Origin of the sequence: Pseudomonas lurida (genome assembly GCF_013522705.1) — a bacterium.
GTDB classification, from domain to species: Bacteria; Pseudomonadota; Gammaproteobacteria; order Pseudomonadales; family Pseudomonadaceae; genus Aquipseudomonas; species Aquipseudomonas quebecensis.
Window position 1 is genome coordinate 1 of record NZ_JAAMRE010000022.1, and the last position, 14,304, is coordinate 14,304.

The window sequence follows — 14,304 nt, forward strand, 5'->3', positions numbered from 1 at the left end:
AGCTTGCCGCTTGACGCCAACTAACGGAGTTCGTTGATCGTTCCCACGCTCCGCGTGGGAATGCCGCCAGGGACGCTCCGCGTCCCGCTGCCAACGCACGGCTCAAGCCCTGCGCAATGGTGACGCAAAGCGTCACGGGATGCATTCCCACGCGGAGCATGGGAACGATCATGGGGAGAATTGAACATGCTGCAAGTCGACAAGTTGCACCAGTACTACGGCGGTAGCCACATCCTGCGCGGGCTTTCGTTTGACGTGAAGATCGGCGAAGTGACCTGCCTGCTCGGCCGTAACGGCGTGGGCAAGACCACCCTGCTCAAGTGCCTGATGGGGTTGCTGCCGGCCAAAGAAGGCGCGGTGAATTGGGAAGACAAGCCGATCACCGGCTTCAAGCCGCACCAGCGCGTGCATGCCGGGATCGCCTACGTGCCCCAGGGCCGGGAGATTTTCGGGCGGCTGACCGTGGAGGAAAACCTGCTGATGGGTTTGTCGCGTTTCCCCGGCGCCGAAGCCAAGGAAGTACCGGCGTTCATCTATGAACTGTTCCCGGTGTTGCTGCAGATGAAGCATCGGCGCGGCGGCGACTTGTCCGGCGGCCAGCAGCAACAGTTGGCCATCGGCCGCGCCCTGGCCAGCCGACCACGCTTGCTGATCCTGGATGAGCCTACCGAAGGCATCCAGCCCTCGGTGATCAAGGAGATCGGCGCGGTCATCAAGAAGCTTGCCGCGCGTGGTGATATGGCGATTCTGCTGGTAGAGCAGTTCTACGACTTTGCCGCCGAGCTGGCGGACCAGTACCTGGTGATGTCCCGGGGTGAAATCGTGCAGCAAGGCCGTGGTGAAAATATGGAAAGCGACGGTGTGCGCGGTCTCGTAACGATCTAATCTGTAGCGTCCTAACGATAAGCACATAAAGATGAACCTGCCCGTTTCCCCTGCCCTGTTCACCCCCAGCTGGCACGCCGCGCTGGAGCTCGGCTATGCGCGCGTGGGCGACACCACGCGCCCGGTGATGCGCCGCCACCTCGGCCCGCTGCGCGTGCAAAAGCACCTGTATGCCGAAGGCCCCGAGGTGTGCCAGCACATCATCGTGCACCCGCCCGGCGGGATTGCCGGCGGGGATCGCCTGGATATAACGGCCCATGTCGCCGCAGGTGCCTGGGCGCAATTGACCAGCCCCGGCGCGGCCAAGTGGTACCGCGCCGGCGGCCCGGCGTATCAGCAACTCGCGCTGACCGTCGAAGCCGGCGCCACCCTCGAGTGGCTGCCCCAGGAAACCATCGTGTTCAGCGCCGCCCAGGCCGAACTCACCACGCGCATCGACCTGCACGGCGATGCCCGCCTGTTCTATTGGGACGTGGTTGCGCTGGGCCGCCCGGCCAGTGGTGAACGTTTCGACCTTGGGCACTTTCAATCGCACCTGGATATCCGCCGCGACGGGCAATTGCTCTGGCACGAACGCCAGCGCATCGTCGGCGGCGATGGGTTGCTGGAATCGCCGATCGGACTGGATGGGCAACCGGTGTTCGCCACGTTGCTTGTTACCGGCGAAATAACCGCTGAGCTGCTTGAACAATGCCGCTCTCTGCCCAACGCAGTGCGCGGCGACCTGACCCAATTGCCCGGCTTGCTGGTGGCCCGTTGCCTGGCCAGCGAGGCGTTGCTGGCGCGGGGATGGTTAATTGATGTGTGGCGGCTGTTGCGCCCGGCCATATTGGGCCGAGAAGCGGTATCACCGAGAATCTGGAGCACATGAAGATCAAAAATGTGGGAGAGGGCAAGCCCCCTCTCACACTTAATCTCCATTGTATTTACGAATGTATTTCACGACGGACTGAACCATGGACCTGACCCCACGGGAAAAAGACAAACTGCTGATCTTCACCGCCGGCCTGGTGGCCGAACGGCGCCTGGCGCGCGGTGTGAAGCTCAATTACCCGGAAACCATTGCCTACATCTCCGCCGCCTTGATGGAGGGCGCACGCGACGGGCGCACGGTGGCCGACCTGATGCACTACGGCACCACCCTGCTCAGCCGTGAACAGGTGATGGAAGGCATCCCGGAGATGATCCCGGATATCCAGGTGGAAGCCACCTTCCCGGACGGCACCAAGTTGGTCACCGTTCACCAACCGATAGCCTGAGGCCCAGCCATGATTCGTGATGCAACCGAAAAGGACCTTCCCGCCATTCGCGATATCTACAACGACGCGGTGCGCAACACCACGGCTATCTGGAACGAACAGCCGGTGGACCTGGCCAACCGCCTGGCGTGGTTCAACGCGCGCCAGGCCCTGGGTTATCCGATCCTGGTGGCGGTGGAAAACGATGAAGTCACCGGCTACGCCTCGTTCGGCGATTGGCGGCCATTCGAGGGCTTTCGCTACAGCGTCGAGCATTCGGTGTATGTGCGTCATGACCAGCGCGGCAAAGGCCTCGGCCCACGCCTGATGCAAGCGCTGATCGAACGGGCGCGCAGTGCCGGTAAGTACGTGATGGTCGCGGCCATCGAAAGCGGCAACCAGTCCTCGATCCGCCTGCATGAGCGCCTGGGTTTCGTCACCACCGGGCAAATGCCGCAGGTGGGCATCAAGTTCGGCCGCTGGCTGGACCTGACCTTTATGCAACTGGCCCTGAACCCCGGCGCCGAACCGCCCAAGGAGTGAGACCGATGAATGCTGCGCAACTGCGTCGAGTCAACGCGGAGAGTTTCGCCCATTACCGCCAGGGCTTGAGTGACCTGCTGCTGGACGCCGTCAGGCATGGCGCGTCGGTGGGCTTCATGGCCGATTTCGACGATGCCCAGGCGCGCGCCTACCTGAACGGCGTGCAGGCGAGTATCCAGGAGGGCAGCCTGCTGCTCTGGGTGGTGGTGCGCGATGAGCAGGTGATCGCCAGCGTGCAACTGGCGCTGTGCCAGAAAGCCAACGGCCTCAACCGTGCCGAGGTGCAAAAACTGCTGGTGCACAGCAGCGCACGTCGTCATGGCCTCGGCCAGCAATTGATGCACGCTTTGGAACTCGCCGCGCGCCAGAACAAACGCGGCCTGCTGTACCTGGACACCGAAGCCGGCTCCGGTGCCGAAGCCTTCTACCAGGCGCTGCGCTACACCAAGATCGGTGAACTGCCCGATTACTGCCAAAGCCCGGACGGGCGCTACAGCCCGACCGCCATCTACTTCAAGACCCTGGGGCAACCTGCATGATTCCTGGTGAATTTCAGATCCAGCCCGGCGAGATCGAACTCAACGTCGGCCGCCGCACCGTCACCCTGAGCGTGGCCAACAGCGGCGACCGGCCGATCCAGGTGGGTTCGCACTACCATTTTTTCGAGACCAACGACGCGCTGACGTTTGATCGTGCCGCCAGCCGTGGCATGCGTCTGAATATTCCGGCGGGCACGGCGGTGCGGTTCGAGCCGGGGCAGAGCCGTGAGGTCGAGCTGGTGGATCTGGCCGGCGGGCGGCGGGTATTCGGGTTTGCCGGGCGGATCATGGGCGACCTCGACTGATCGCTCCCACGCTCCGCGTGGGATGCCGCCATGGACGCTCCGCGTCCGCTCTTAACATCGTGACGCAGAGCGTCACAGGATGCATTCCCACGCAAAGCGTGGGAACGATCGAGGACACACACATGAAGATTTCCAGACAAGCCTACGCCGACATGTACGGCCCCACCGTCGGCGATAAGGTCCGCCTGGCCGACACCGAGCTGTTCGTCGAAGTCGAGCAGGACTTCACTGTTTATGGCGAAGAAGTGAAATTCGGCGGCGGCAAGGTGATCCGCGACGGCCAGGGCCAGAGCCAGTTGCTCGCCGCCGAGGTGGTCGACACGCTGATCACCAACGCGCTGATCATCGACCACTGGGGCATCGTCAAAGCCGATGTGGGCCTCAAGAACGGGCGCATTCATGCGATCGGCAAGGCCGGCAACCCGGACATTCAACCCGGCGTGACCATGGCCATCGGTGCCAGCACCGAGGTGATCGCCGGCGAAGGCATGATCCTCACCGCCGGCGGTATCGACTCCCATGTGCATTTCATCTGCCCGCAACAGATCGAAGAGGCCCTGACCAGCGGCGTCACCACCATGATCGGCGGCGGTACCGGGCCGGCCACCGGCACCAACGCCACCACCTGCACCTCAGGCCCGTGGCACCTGGCGCGCATGCTGCAGGCCAGCGATTCGTTCCCGATGAACATCGGCTTTACCGGCAAAGGCAACGCCAGCCTGCCGGGGCCGCTGATCGAACAGGTCAAGGCCGGCGCCATCGGTTTGAAGCTGCATGAAGACTGGGGCACCACCCCGGCAAGCATCGACAACTGCCTGAGCGTGGCGGACGACTACGACGTGCAGGTAGCGATCCACAGCGACACCCTCAACGAGTCCGGTTTTGTCGAAACCACCCTCGCCGCGCTCAAGGGCCGCACCATCCACACCTACCACACCGAAGGCGCCGGCGGCGGCCACGCGCCGGACATTATCAAGGCCTGCGGTTTCCCTAACGTTCTGCCCAGCTCCACCAACCCGACGCGGCCGTTCACGCGCAACACCATCGACGAACACCTGGACATGTTGATGGTCTGCCATCACCTGGACCCCAGCATCGCCGAAGATGTGGCTTTCGCCGAAAGCCGCATCCGCCGCGAAACCATCGCCGCCGAAGACATCCTGCACGACCTCGGCGCGTTCTCGATGATCAGCTCCGACAGCCAGGCCATGGGGCGTGTCGGCGAAGTCATCACACGCACCTGGCAGACCGCCGACAAGATGAAGAAACAGCGCGGCGCCCTGCCCGGCGACGGCGTGGGTAACGACAATTTCCGCGCCAAACGCTATATCGCCAAGTACACCATCAACCCGGCGATCACCCACGGCATCAGCCATGAGGTGGGCTCCATCGAGGTCGGCAAATGGGCCGACCTGGTGCTGTGGCGCCCGGCATTCTTTGGTATCAAGCCGACGCTGATCCTCAAGGGCGGCGCCATTGCCTCCAGCCTGATGGGCGACGCCAACGCTTCGATCCCCACGCCGCAGCCGGTGCATTACCGCCCGATGTTCGCCAGCTTCGGCGGTTCGTTGCACGCCACCAGCCTGACGTTTATCAGCCAGGCGGCGCTGGACGAGGGTCTGCCCGAAGCGCTGGGTTTGAAGAAACGCATCGGCGTGGTCAAGGGCTGCCGTGATGTGCAGAAAACCGACCTGATCCACAACGATTACCTGCCGGCCATCGAAGTGGATCCGCAGACTTACCAGGTCAAGGCGGACGGGCAACTGCTCTGGTGCGAACCGGCGGACGTGCTGCCGATGGCCCAGCGTTATTTTCTGTTCTGACCGTTCATCGGCATTCACCTGCAGGGCCAGTGAATGAAGCACGCGTATGGCGCTACGATGCGCCACGCGCTTTCACCGTTCTGGAAACCTGGCCATGCGTTTATCCGAATTCATCGTGTTACACGCCGAGCAGATCGTTGATGAATGGGAGCTTTTCGCCCAGACCCTGACCCCCGCCGCCGACACCCTCAACCGCACACAATTGCGCGACCACGCCCATTCGATCCTGCTGGCCGCCGCCCGTGACATGAACACCCGCCAAAGCGCCAGCGAACAAGCCGCCAAGGCCAAGGGCGCAGGCCCGGAGAACACCCCCAGCCTGGACCAGGCCGCCGCAAGCCATGGCGAACTGCGCCACACCGTGGGCTTTGACCTGGTGCAGATGACTTCCGAGTTCCGGCATTTGCGCGCGTGCGTGATCCGCCTGTGGGTCGACAGCGTGCACACCCCGCAACGAGCGGACCTGCAGGACATGATCCGCTTCAATGAAGCCATCGACGAAGCCCTGGCCGAATCCACCGCCGCTTACGCCGAACAGGTGGCGCGCTCGCGGGACATCTTTCTGGCGATTCTTGGCCACGACCTGCGCGCGCCGCTGCAGGCTGTGAACATGTCGACCGAGATGCTGCTGCGCAAGGCACAGTTGGACAGCCAGGGGGTGAGCCTGTTGGGCAATATCCGCAACGGCGCGCGTCACATGGGCGCGATGGTCAGCGACTTGCTGGAGTTCGTGCGCAGCCGTCTGGGCAGCAGCCTGCCCATCGAGCCCAAACCCATGAACCTGGCGGACGCGGCGCGCGAGGCCATTGCCGAGGCGTGCGCAGGTCGCCCGGAATGCAACCCGGCCCTGATCATCCATGGGGACACCCACGGCCAATGGGACCGTGGACGCATCGACCAGCTGCTGCAGAACCTGATCGGCAACGCCTTGCAGCATGGCGCCAACAGCCAGGCGGTAACCCTGACCCTCAAGGGCCTGGCCGACGGCGTGGAGCTGCGCATGCACAACTATGGCGCGCCGATTCCGGAAGCGGCCTTGGGCACGGTATTCGACCCACTGGTGCGCAGCGTCCACGAGGAACCGGGAAGCACCTCCACCAGCCTCGGGTTGGGGTTGTTTATCGTCAAGGAAGTGGTGCTGGCCCATCGGGGCAGCATCGAAGTAACGTCCAGCGAGGCGGACGGCACCACCTTCACGGTGGTGCTGCCGCGCTCGCTGTAACGGCCTCGCGTCGGGGCGGGCTTAGAAGTTTTCGCGCGGGTTGAAGTTGGCTTTCCTGGCCAGTTCCTGCCACAGCGCGATGGTTTCGTCGTCGGCCTGCTTGGGCATCACGGCCTTGAGCTGCACATACAGGAACCCGCGTTGCCCGGCCTTGTTCAGCAAGCCGTGGCCCTTGGCGCGCATGCGCTGACCGTTCTGGCTGCCCGCCGGCACCTTGAGGTTGATCTTGCCGGTCAAGGTCGGCACCGCGACTTCGGTGCCCAACGCCAGCTCCCACGGCGCCAGCGGCAGGTTGATGATCAGGTTTTCGCCATCCACTTCGAATTTGGGGTGCGGCGCAAACTTGACGATCAGGTACAGGTCGCCATTGGGCCCACCGCCGATGCCCGGCGCGCCCTGCCCCTTGAGGCGGATACGCTCGCCGTCGGTCACACCGGCGGGGATCTTCACGTTCAGGCTCTTGGTGGTGTTGCTGACATGCCGGCCCGAGGCGTCGTATTGCGGCACCTGGAAGCTGATCTGCTTGGACTCGGTGGACAGCGTCTCCTCAAGGAACACCGAGAGTTGCATCTCCACATCCTGGCCCTTGCGCCCGGCGGAACGGCGCTGGCCGCCACCAAAGGCGTCGCCGCGCGCGCCGAAGATCGAACTGAAAAAGTCCGAAAAGTCGCCCGCGTCCTGGCCACCGCCAAAGCCGCCGCGGCTCTGCCAGCCCGGCGGCCCCTGGAACGGCTGACCATGCTGGCCGTACTTGCGCAGCTCATCGTACTCGGCGCGCTTGTCCGCGCTTTTGAGCGCTTCATAGGCTTCGGACGCGTCCTTGAACTTGGCTTCGGCGTCTTTTTCCTTGCTCACATCGGGGTGGTACTTGCGAGCCAGCTTGCGATAGGCGGTCTTGATTTCCTTGTCATCGGCCGTCGGCTCGACACCCAGAATCTTGTAGTAGTCTTTGAAATCCATCGGCGGTTCACCATCCTTTAATCGAGATCGCACAGCCTGGGGCACAAGGTGCGCTGCTCTGCACTTGTTGAGTCTTGTGGCCTGGGGGTGCGTCAAAGTGTTATCGGCGCTAGCCGTATGCACCAGATGTGGGGGCAAATCGGTGACTTTCAAGCATGATTTAACGGATGGTCGGCCTACGCATCCGTCCGCGACTGGCATACACTGCGCGGCCGTTTTCCGACCGGAACCCGATAGACATGAAAAACCCATCCCCGGCCCGTGCCTGCGGCATCGACTTTGGCACGTCCAACTCCACCGTCGGCTGGATCCGCCCGGGCGCGCAGACACTTATTGCGCTGGAGGACGACAAAATCACACTGCCGTCGGTGGTGTTCTTCAACTTCGAGGAGCGCCGCCCGGTGTACGGTCGCCTGGCGTTGCACGAGTACCTGGAAAACTACGAAGGCCGCTTGATGCGCTCGCTCAAGAGCCTGCTGGGCTCCAAGCTGATCAAGCACGACACCAGCGTATTGGGCACGGCAATGCCTTTCACCGACCTGCTGGCGCTGTTTATCGGCCAACTCAAGAGCCGCGCCGAAGCCAACGCCGGCCGCGAGTTCGAAGAAGTGGTGCTGGGCCGTCCGGTGTTCTTTGTCGATGACGACCCGATGGCCGACCAGGAAGCGGAAAATACCCTGGTCGACGTAGCGCGCAAGATCGGCTTCAAGGACATCTCGTTCCAGTACGAACCGATTGCCGCGGCCTTCGACTACGAGTCCACCATCGAAAAGGAAGAGCTGGTGCTGATCGTCGACATCGGCGGCGGTACTTCGGACTTCTCGCTGGTGCGCCTGTCGCCGGACCGTCGGCACAACGACAACCGCCACGATGACATCCTCGCCACCGGCGGCGTACACATCGGCGGTACCGACTTCGACAAGCAACTGTCGCTGGCCGGCATGATGCCGCTGTTCGGCTACGGCAGCCGCATGAAGAGCGGCGCCTACATGCCCACCAGCCACCACATGAACCTGGCGACCTGGCACACCATCAACTCGGTGTACTCGCAGAAATCCCAGCTGGCCCTGGGCAGCATGCGCTACGACATCGAAGACACCGGTGGCATCGACCGCCTGTTCAAGCTGATCGAACAGCGCGCCGGGCACTGGTTGGCGATGGAAGTGGAAGAAACCAAGATCCAGCTGACCCACGACGACAATCGCCATGTGCCGCTCGACCGCATCGAGCGCGGCTTGAGCGTGGACCTGAACCGCACCTTGTTCGAGTCAGCCATCGACGGCCTGCTCGAACGCGTACGTGGCAGCGTGACTCAACTGCTCAACGATGCCTCGGTCAGCGTGGCGCAGGTAGACACCGTGTTCTTCACCGGCGGCTCCAGCGGCATCCCGGCGCTGCGCCACAGCATCTCGGCGATGCTGCCGAATGCGCGGCATGTGGAAGGGAATATCTTCGGCAGTATCGGCAGCGGGTTGGCGATTGAGGCGAGTAAGCGCTACGGCGCTTGATCAGCCTGAGCTGATCGTTCCCCGGAGCAGGGAACGATCACGCGATCAAAGATGGAACTCATCTTTAATGGTCTGCTTCATCCAGTCCTGTGTGTAGTGACCCACAATCGTTTTGGTCTGGATAAGCAGCGTAGTCGGACCTGACTGGACATCGTAAAACTTTTCGACTGTGCCTTCTGCGTCAAAATTCTTTATCAATAATTGGGCGCCGTTCATAGCGGGATCCTCAGCTAACGCCTCTATCACAGCTTTCATTTTCCCACTTGCCGACAGTGTCCCGTCGGCCTTGGTCTGATTACCCAAGAACACTAGCACTACCGGTTTCGACATTTTTTTCAGCACGCCGATAACACTGGATTCTTCACTTAGCTCGATTGCACTCATGAACGTTCTCCCGCTAGGCGGAGTCGCACCCGCAAACTCCTCTGTCAGGTAGCTAATCAGGCAGAGAAAAAGCTGTCTACTGTCAGAAGTAACAGGTCTGGACGAGTCGTAGAGTGATCTAGCGTCGCTTATAGGCAGGAACCAGCATTAAAGAACCTGTAATAAATGGCAGTTTTCAATACGCTCTAACGGTAACAGCTATAACTTCAAAGAATTATTGAAACAGCTCTTCCGGCAGGAGCACGTCCATCTATTGTTCGCACCTGGAGACTCCAGTGCAAGTATCGGGCAATTGATGAAAGACCTGGCGGACCGCGTGACGCGTTATCGCAACAAGCTGGAGGGACGCGCCGGTACCTTGTGGGAGACCTTCGGGTGTGCCGGTTTGCGTGGTTTCCGGTTCGCCAACCTGCGTACAGCTGCCACTCTATTGTTTGGCGACAATCGAGTGGGAGCTACTGGAAAACCTCGTTTTTCGAGAAGAAATCAGCAGTGAGGCCAGGGTGCTTCACGACTTCGCGCAACTGCTGGCGATCCCATTGCGGGACGGGTATGACTTGATGGACGTGAGTGGCAGCAAGTTAAGTCCGCAAGCGGCCCAAGCGAAAACAGGGCGGTTTTTCCGCCGCCCTGCCTCGGTTATCAAATGGTGAGTTTTTCGCCGCAAGTAAGCGCAAACCTGCTTTACTTGCCGCTTGCCGCTTGTCACTCACAACTGCCCCTAAACCATCCCCCCCAGCTTCAACTCACTCTTCAAATACGCATAGTAAATCGGCCCCGCCACCACCCCCGGCAAACCGAATGCCGCTTCAAACACCAGCATCGCCAGCAGCAATTCCCACGACTTGGCACTGATCTGCCCACCCACGATGCGGGCGTTGAGGAAGTACTCGACCTTGTGAATCACGATCAGATAGCCCAGCGCCGCCACGGCCACCCAGATCGACAGCGACAGCGCGACGATGGTGATCAGGGTGTTGGACATCAGGTTGCCGATCACCGGCAGCAGGCCGAGCAGGAAGGTCAGCACGATGAGGGTTTTGGTCAGCGGCAGGTGGATGCCACACAACGGCAGCACCACGGCCAGGAACACGGCGGTGAAGGCGGTGTTGAGCGCGGCGATCTTGATTTGTGCGAAGACGATGTTGCGAAACGCCTGGACCAGCAGGTGCAGGCGGTCGAACAGCGCCGCGGCCAGGGGCTTGCGCTTGGTCAGGTCAGGGATGCGCTGCAGCGCGATGATCGCGCCGAGCACCATGCCGATCAGCAGCGTCACGAACATATGCGCCGCGTCTTTGCCCACCAGTTGCAGTTCGCTCAGGTGCTTGCTCAACCAGTCGCCGATGGCCACACGGAACTCGGCGGCGCTGGCGGGCAGGTAGGCGTCGAGAAACGGCGGCAATTGGCCGCGCGCGCGGTCGACCACGCCCATGAACTTGTCGAGGGAGGCGCCAGGATTTTCCGCCTCGTGGAGCAGGAAGCTGATAGCACCGGCAAAGATCAGGGCCAGCACGCTGACGATTACAGTGCCCAGCAAGGCTACCGCCAGCCAGCGCGCGCGTCGGCCTTCGATCAGCCGTTGCAGTTGAGGGGTGAGCATGTTGACCAGCTCGTAAACCAACAGGCCGGCCAGCAGGCTGGGTAGCAATTTGAGCGGCAATACCAGGAGCAATCCGCCAAAAATAATGATGTAGCTGGCCAGCAACAACATATGACGCTGAGAAAACGTTGGCATACAGCCTCAAAACGAACGGCGTTAAAGGATGGGCAGTCTGCCAGCCTTGAGGGAATCAAGCGAGTGGGTAGGTTGTGAATGTGCTGGGAGGAGGCTCGCCACCTCCCACACCTGATCGCCTGCGCGGTCAGCCTTTGAGGCAGCTGCTCATGAAGGTCTTGCGCGCGTCCCCGGTCAGCGCCTTGGTTTTCGCCGACGCGTTGCAATCCTTCATTTTTTGCTGCTGCGGCGTCAGCGTCTTCGCATCATTGGCGGCCGGAGCCGACAGGCAGGTTTTCATGAACGCCTTGCGCTCGTCGCCCTTGAGCGTCTTGGTGGTGGCTTCGGCGTTACAGGTGGTCATCTTGGTTTGCTGGGCGGTGGCGGCAAAGCCCTGGGAGCACAACAGCAGGCCCATCATCAACAACGGTATACGCAGCATCTTCATGGAGTTTTCTCCCTGTTACCGGGCCGGGGGGCGCGGTCTTTCGAGAGTGTAGTCAAACCCTGTTACACCTTCCTGCGCAGAGAGAGGATAATCCCCGCTCATTCATCCATGCGGCGCTGTCATGCAATACGCTTATCCCCTGCTGGCCATCTTCATCTGGGCCGGCAATACCGTGGTCAACAAACTGGCCGTGGGTTCGATCTTCCCTGCCGAAATCGGCTTCTACCGCTGGCTGCTCGCGGCCCTGCTGTTTACCCCGTTCATGCTCAAGCCGGTGCTCGCTCATTGGGCGACCATCCGGCCCAACCTGGGCAAGGTCTGCATCCTCGGCGTGCTGGGCATGGCGGTGTACCAGAGCCTGGCGTACTACGCAGCCTCCCTGACCAGTGCCACCAACATGGGCATCATTCTGTCGCTGATGCCGTTGATGGCGTTGACCGCCGCCATTATCAGCCTCGGCCAGCGCCTGACCTTTGGCGCGCTCACGGGGGCGATGCTGTCGTTTGCCGGGGTGGCGGTAGTGGTGTCGGCCGGCAGCCTCGGCGCGCTGCTGCAACACGGGGTCAACCTGGGTGACGCGATGATGCTGGTGGCCACCCTGGCCTACGCGGTCTACAGCACCCTGCTGAAAAAATGGCAACTGCGCCTGCCGCCGCTGGTGCTGCTGTACCTGCAGATCCTGGTGGCAGTGGTGGTGCTGTTCCCGCTGTACTTGTTGTCGGCGAAGGCCGGCCTGGGCTGGGCAAATATTCCGCTGGTGCTGTACGCGTGCCTGCTGGCGTCCATGCTTGCGCCACTGGCCTGGATGCATTCGGTGAAAACTCTCGGACCGAGTCGCACCACGCTGTTTTTCAACCTGCTGCCGTTGATCACCGCGCTGATCGCGGCGGTGGTGCTCAAGGAGGAACTGGCGCTGTATCACCTGGTGGGCGGGTTGCTGACCCTGGGCGGGGTGATTCTGTCGGAGCGCTGGACCACACCGGTGCGTCGACCCGCTTAAACCCCGGCGTCCTTCAAGCGTCGTGCGTGTTCGACAAATAGGCGGATCGGCTCGACGCCCTTGCCCACCAGGCCCAGGGACTGATTGACGATGTCGAAGTGGTCCAGCGCAAAGTCGTCGCCGATCACCACACCCAGGTGTGAACTGTAGCGCCCGACCATGCCGTCGCATTGGCCCTTCTCGCGTAGGAAGCTGCGGGCGAACAGCCGGCAACTGCGGTGGGTACCATCCAGCAGGTTGCGCCCACGGTCAGTCTTGCCCGGCTGCAAGGTGCCGGACCACGAGTAGTAGCGCACGCCATTGACCTCCTCGGCGCCCTGCCCGCCCCAGCTGTCGGGTAAACCCTGAGGATAGTGGCGATTGAACAGCGCCACGCCGGCGCTGGTCAGGGACTGGTGCGAGGCCCGCAGGTCCGCCTTGAAGCGCGGGCCGCGATAGCCGGTTTCCAGCAGGCCCATCATCCAGGCAACCAGGTGAAACACTGCGCTGACCAACCGCCCTTTGACGCTGTCGGTGGGGTAATGCGTGTGGAAATGGTCCGCCAGCTCCGAGCCGTGATTGGGCCCGGCCACCGACGTGACCGACGCCACCCATTCCGGCCGTGTGGCCGCCGCGTAGCGTGCGGTAAGCGCACCCTGGCTGTGGCCGATCAGGTTGACCTTGTCGGCCCCGGTTTCGCGACGGATTCGCTCGATCTGCAGCAGCAACTGCTCGCCGCGCACCTCGCTGGAATCCAGCGGCGCCACCTGCACCGGGAATACCACCGCCCCGCCCGCCTGCAGAGCCGGGACGATGCCGTACCAGTAAGGGAAGAACCCGATACGCACGAACCCCAGCATGCCGGGCACCAGCACCAGTGGATAACGTGTAGCCAACGACTTCGGCATGAAGCGAACATCCTCGAAAACCGCGTGATGCCTTGCAGACTAGCCCAGCCGCAAGTCTGCCTCATGACGTCGCGGGCAAATCCGATAAAACTTTTTGCCCGGCCCGGTACTCACAACTTGGAGCGATCACACCGACAGAGCGTGACGTAACCCGGATTAGCCCCAGGAGATTGAGATGACTGAAGCAAACTTGACCGACGTTGCGACCCTGCGCAGCCGCGCCCGCCAGAACGTCGAAAACGGTGCCGTAACCCAGGGCTATGACGCCGACCGCGAAGAAATCATTCGCCTGCTCAACGCCTCGCTGGCCACTGAACTGGTGTGCGTGCTGCGCTACAAGCGCCACTACTTCATGGCCAGCGGCGTCAAAGCCGCCGTCGCCGCGCAGGAATTCCTCGAGCACGCCACCCAGGAAGCCGAGCACGCCGACAAACTTGCCGAGCGCATCGTGCAATTGGGCGGCGAGCCGGAGTTCAACCCCGACCTGCTGTCGAAGAACTCCCATGCTCAATATGTAGCCGGCAACACGCTTAAAGAAATGGTCTACGAAGACCTGGTGGCCGAGCGGATCGCGGTGGACAGCTACCGCGAGATCATCCAGTACATCGGCGACAAAGACCCGACCACCCGCCGCATCTTCGAAGAAATCCTGGCCCAGGAAGAAGAACACGCGGACGATATGGCGGACATTCTCGAAAGCCTGTAATTCGAAGCATAAAAAAGAGGGGGAGCCGGTTAACCGGCTCCCCCTCTTTTTTACTTGCTATGACCATGACTCAGTCAGAAACCATGACAAGGCCATTCCGGCGAAGGAAGACATAGTGAGCAGGAAGGGCAGGACCATCCAT

At 61.9% G+C, this 14,304-nt stretch carries 17 protein-coding genes and 1 pseudogene; 13 read left to right on the forward strand and 5 right to left on the reverse strand.

What is annotated here, in order from left to right; genetic code table 11:
* Positions 1 to 186 precede the first annotated feature (186 nt).
* The 8 genes from urtE (at position 187) to G7025_RS17685 (ending at position 6,555) form a co-directional block, all read left to right on the forward strand.
* A complete protein-coding gene (urtE, locus tag G7025_RS17650) occupies positions 187 to 885 on the forward strand; it encodes an urea ABC transporter ATP-binding subunit UrtE (RefSeq protein ID WP_181080419.1) in 699 nt (232 codons plus the stop codon).
* 31 nt (positions 886 to 916) lie between these two features.
* A complete protein-coding gene (locus G7025_RS17655) occupies positions 917 to 1,756 on the forward strand; it encodes an urease accessory protein UreD (protein WP_181080420.1) in 840 nt (279 codons plus the stop codon).
* An 85-nt stretch (positions 1,757 to 1,841) separates the two neighbouring features.
* Positions 1,842 to 2,144: an urease subunit gamma gene (gene ureA, locus G7025_RS17660; protein WP_003171437.1), complete on the forward strand. Its 303-nt coding sequence runs from the start codon at positions 1,842 to 1,844 to the stop codon at positions 2,142 to 2,144.
* A 9-nt stretch (positions 2,145 to 2,153) separates the two neighbouring features.
* A complete protein-coding gene (locus tag G7025_RS17665) occupies positions 2,154 to 2,666 on the forward strand; it encodes a GNAT family N-acetyltransferase (protein WP_181080421.1) in 513 nt (170 codons plus the stop codon).
* A 5-nt stretch (positions 2,667 to 2,671) separates the two neighbouring features.
* Entirely contained in the window at positions 2,672 to 3,205 is a 534-nt protein-coding gene (locus G7025_RS17670) for a GNAT family N-acetyltransferase (protein ID WP_181080422.1), read from the forward strand.
* Entirely contained in the window at positions 3,202 to 3,510 is a 309-nt protein-coding gene (locus tag G7025_RS17675) for an urease subunit beta (protein ID WP_181080423.1), read from the forward strand. Before G7025_RS17670 ends, G7025_RS17675 begins: the two co-directional genes overlap by 4 nt.
* 122 nt (positions 3,511 to 3,632) lie before the next feature.
* Complete coding sequence (ureC, locus tag G7025_RS17680) at positions 3,633 to 5,333, forward strand: urease subunit alpha (protein WP_181080424.1); 1,701 nt, start codon at positions 3,633 to 3,635, stop codon at positions 5,331 to 5,333.
* Between the two features lie 94 nt (positions 5,334 to 5,427).
* Positions 5,428 to 6,555 (forward strand): sensor histidine kinase, encoded by a 1,128-nt coding sequence (locus G7025_RS17685; RefSeq protein ID WP_181080425.1) that lies wholly within the window; start codon positions 5,428 to 5,430, stop codon positions 6,553 to 6,555.
* A gap of 21 nt (positions 6,556 to 6,576) precedes the next feature.
* Here the strand turns inward: G7025_RS17685 and G7025_RS17690 are convergent, their stop codons facing one another.
* Positions 6,577 to 7,515, reverse strand: a complete 939-nt coding sequence (locus tag G7025_RS17690) for a DnaJ C-terminal domain-containing protein (RefSeq protein ID WP_181080426.1) — start codon at positions 7,513 to 7,515, stop codon at positions 6,577 to 6,579.
* Between the two features lie 239 nt (positions 7,516 to 7,754).
* Between G7025_RS17690 and G7025_RS17695 the strand changes: the two genes are divergently transcribed.
* Positions 7,755 to 9,023 (forward strand): Hsp70 family protein, encoded by a 1,269-nt coding sequence (locus G7025_RS17695; RefSeq protein WP_181080427.1) that lies wholly within the window; start codon positions 7,755 to 7,757, stop codon positions 9,021 to 9,023.
* Positions 9,024 to 9,068: 45 nt separating this feature from the next.
* Here the strand turns inward: G7025_RS17695 and G7025_RS17700 are convergent, their stop codons facing one another.
* Complete coding sequence (locus tag G7025_RS17700; protein ID WP_181080428.1) at positions 9,069 to 9,407, reverse strand: hypothetical protein; 339 nt, start codon at positions 9,405 to 9,407, stop codon at positions 9,069 to 9,071.
* A 241-nt stretch (positions 9,408 to 9,648) separates the two neighbouring features.
* On the opposite strand from G7025_RS17700, the pseudogene G7025_RS26825 reads away from it, so the two are divergent.
* A pseudogene (locus tag G7025_RS26825) lies at positions 9,649 to 9,777 on the forward strand (transposase); the annotation flags it as partial.
* 49 nt (positions 9,778 to 9,826) lie between these two features.
* Positions 9,827 to 10,060: a hypothetical protein gene (locus G7025_RS26830; RefSeq protein ID WP_375139339.1), complete on the forward strand. Its 234-nt coding sequence runs from the start codon at positions 9,827 to 9,829 to the stop codon at positions 10,058 to 10,060.
* A 68-nt stretch (positions 10,061 to 10,128) separates the two neighbouring features.
* Here the strand turns inward: G7025_RS26830 and G7025_RS17705 are convergent, their stop codons facing one another.
* A complete protein-coding gene (locus G7025_RS17705; RefSeq protein WP_181080429.1) occupies positions 10,129 to 11,142 on the reverse strand; it encodes an AI-2E family transporter in 1,014 nt (337 codons plus the stop codon).
* Between the two features lie 127 nt (positions 11,143 to 11,269).
* Positions 11,270 to 11,569, reverse strand: a complete 300-nt coding sequence (locus G7025_RS17710) for a PsiF family protein (protein WP_181080430.1) — start codon at positions 11,567 to 11,569, stop codon at positions 11,270 to 11,272.
* Positions 11,570 to 11,690: 121 nt separating this feature from the next.
* Here G7025_RS17710 and G7025_RS17715 point away from each other — a divergent pair, with 121 nt between their 5' ends.
* Positions 11,691 to 12,569 carry a DMT family transporter gene (locus G7025_RS17715; protein WP_181080431.1) on the forward strand — a complete coding sequence of 293 codons (879 nt, stop codon included), beginning with the start codon at positions 11,691 to 11,693 and terminating at the stop codon, positions 12,567 to 12,569.
* On the opposite strand, the gene G7025_RS17720 is transcribed toward G7025_RS17715, so the two are convergent.
* Entirely contained in the window at positions 12,566 to 13,456 is an 891-nt protein-coding gene (locus G7025_RS17720; RefSeq protein ID WP_181080432.1) for an esterase/lipase family protein, read from the reverse strand. The genes G7025_RS17715 and G7025_RS17720 overlap by 4 nt on opposite strands.
* A 175-nt stretch (positions 13,457 to 13,631) precedes the next feature.
* Between G7025_RS17720 and G7025_RS17725 the strand changes: the two genes are divergently transcribed.
* Positions 13,632 to 14,162 (forward strand): ferritin-like domain-containing protein, encoded by a 531-nt coding sequence (locus G7025_RS17725; protein WP_181080433.1) that lies wholly within the window; start codon positions 13,632 to 13,634, stop codon positions 14,160 to 14,162.
* The last annotated feature ends 142 nt before the right edge of the window (positions 14,163 to 14,304 follow it).

Coding starts and splice junctions, on each gene's coding strand:
- G7025_RS17655 (WP_181080420.1), top strand. CDS start 917: ATGAACCTGCCCGTTTCCCCTGCCCTGTTCACCCCCAGCTGGCACGCC.
- G7025_RS17710 (WP_181080430.1), bottom strand. CDS start 11,569: ATGAAGATGCTGCGTATACCGTTGTTGATGATGGGCCTGCTGTTGTGC.
- G7025_RS17675 (WP_181080423.1), top strand. CDS start 3,202: ATGATTCCTGGTGAATTTCAGATCCAGCCCGGCGAGATCGAACTCAAC.
- G7025_RS17700 (WP_181080428.1), bottom strand. CDS start 9,407: ATGAGTGCAATCGAGCTAAGTGAAGAATCCAGTGTTATCGGCGTGCTG.
- ureC (WP_181080424.1), top strand. CDS start 3,633: ATGAAGATTTCCAGACAAGCCTACGCCGACATGTACGGCCCCACCGTC.
- G7025_RS17720 (WP_181080432.1), bottom strand. CDS start 13,456: ATGCCGAAGTCGTTGGCTACACGTTATCCACTGGTGCTGGTGCCCGGC.
- G7025_RS17690 (WP_181080426.1), bottom strand. CDS start 7,515: ATGGATTTCAAAGACTACTACAAGATTCTGGGTGTCGAGCCGACGGCC.
- G7025_RS17725 (WP_181080433.1), top strand. CDS start 13,632: ATGACTGAAGCAAACTTGACCGACGTTGCGACCCTGCGCAGCCGCGCC.
- G7025_RS17665 (WP_181080421.1), top strand. CDS start 2,154: ATGATTCGTGATGCAACCGAAAAGGACCTTCCCGCCATTCGCGATATC.
- urtE (WP_181080419.1), top strand. CDS start 187: ATGCTGCAAGTCGACAAGTTGCACCAGTACTACGGCGGTAGCCACATC.
- G7025_RS17705 (WP_181080429.1), bottom strand. CDS start 11,142: ATGCCAACGTTTTCTCAGCGTCATATGTTGTTGCTGGCCAGCTACATC.
- G7025_RS17695 (WP_181080427.1), top strand. CDS start 7,755: ATGAAAAACCCATCCCCGGCCCGTGCCTGCGGCATCGACTTTGGCACG.
- ureA (WP_003171437.1), top strand. CDS start 1,842: ATGGACCTGACCCCACGGGAAAAAGACAAACTGCTGATCTTCACCGCC.
- G7025_RS17685 (WP_181080425.1), top strand. CDS start 5,428: ATGCGTTTATCCGAATTCATCGTGTTACACGCCGAGCAGATCGTTGAT.
- G7025_RS17670 (WP_181080422.1), top strand. CDS start 2,672: ATGAATGCTGCGCAACTGCGTCGAGTCAACGCGGAGAGTTTCGCCCAT.
- G7025_RS17715 (WP_181080431.1), top strand. CDS start 11,691: ATGCAATACGCTTATCCCCTGCTGGCCATCTTCATCTGGGCCGGCAAT.